This window comes from Rathayibacter rubneri, assembly GCF_023743255.1.
In the GTDB taxonomy this organism is placed as follows: domain Bacteria; phylum Actinomycetota; class Actinomycetes; order Actinomycetales; family Microbacteriaceae; genus Rathayibacter; species Rathayibacter rubneri.
Genome location: NZ_JAMRYM010000200.1, coordinates 1 through 1183 on the forward strand (window position 1 = coordinate 1; position 1183 = coordinate 1183).

Genomic DNA, 1183 nt, shown 5'->3' on the forward strand with positions numbered 1-1183 from the left:
GGGCGGCGGTGCCGCGCGGCGGCCGATCCGCTCGGGCCGTGCGCGTGTCCGGCGCCCACGGTCAGCCCACTCCTGAATGCCTGTTCATATGAACAGTCTTGCACATGTCGCGACCGGCGGGACCGGCTGCAAGGGGGTCGGCGATCAGAGGGGCGGGGCGTCCCAGAGGGTCTCGAGCGGGTCCTCGACATCGACGCCCTCGAAGTTCTCGCGGTGCCGGCGCTCCGCCTCGGCCGGCGGGATCTCGCCGAGCTCCTCGGAGGCGCGCAGGGCGGCGTCGCGACCGCCGTCGCGGGTGAGGAACGGATCGTCCGGGGTGGCGCGCCGGATCCCGTCGCGGCTGTCGAAGGACTGGGCGGTGATCGCGGTGACGCCGGGCGAGGACGCGAGCAGTCCGAGGGCGACCCGGTCGGCCGCGCGCCACGCGGCAGCGCTCGAGCGGCGTTCGACGGCGACGGGGCCGTCGACGGTCTCGATCGTGAGCTGCTCGATCTCGGGCAGCAGGTGCAGGATCCGGACCGCGGCGTCGAGGGTCTCGGGGGCGACGGAGTCGACGGAACCGGAGTAGCGCGGCGACCACTCGTCGGTCGGGGGGTGGCGGCGCCACTCGTCCATCTCGGGGTCCTCTCCGCACCGCACCTCGCGAGAGGGCGCGCACCGGGGTCGGGGGTTCTCGATACGCTCGAATGTATCCGAACGGTTCACCGAAGTCATGATCTCGGGCGCGATCAGGGGTTTTTCACCCCTGAGCTGGGGCGACCCGACCGGGGGCCACCTCACCCGGGGGTGAGTGCCCCGGTCTGGATCGATGGAACGGTTCAGCCGATGAGCTCGGCGACCGTGTAGCCGAAGACCGCTCCGAGGGTCTCCTCCTCGCGGATGCCCGCGTAGACGAAGCCGAACGGGTTCTCGCCGCCGACGAGGGCGTTGTAGACGCCCGTCACCGAGAACCGGCCCGTCGCGGGGTCGACCGGCACGAGGCCGCCCGCCTGGCGGCGGAGGTCGACGCGCGTCGGCGAGACGTCGGAGTAGCGCAGGAACACGGAGGCGGGCATCGGGCGGCGGTGCCGCGCGGCGGCCGATCCGCTCGGGCCGTGCGCGTGTCCGGCGCCCACGGTCAGCCCACTCCTGAATGCCTGTTCATATGAACAGTCTTGCACATGTCGCGACCGGCGGGACCGGC

General features: G+C 72.6%; 2 protein-coding genes. Both read right to left on the reverse strand.

All coding sequences use genetic code 11. The features are described from left to right. Positions 1-144: 144 nt before the first annotated feature. Positions 145-615: a hypothetical protein gene (locus tag NB037_RS19285; RefSeq protein WP_251948679.1), complete on the reverse strand. Its 471-nt coding sequence runs from the start codon at positions 613-615 to the stop codon at positions 145-147. 203 nt (positions 616-818) lie between these two features. Beyond that, on the reverse strand, positions 819-1115 hold the full coding sequence (locus NB037_RS19290) for a hypothetical protein (protein ID WP_251948681.1): 297 nt from the start codon (positions 1113-1115) through the stop codon (positions 819-821). Between the last annotated feature and the right edge of the window lie 68 nt (positions 1116-1183).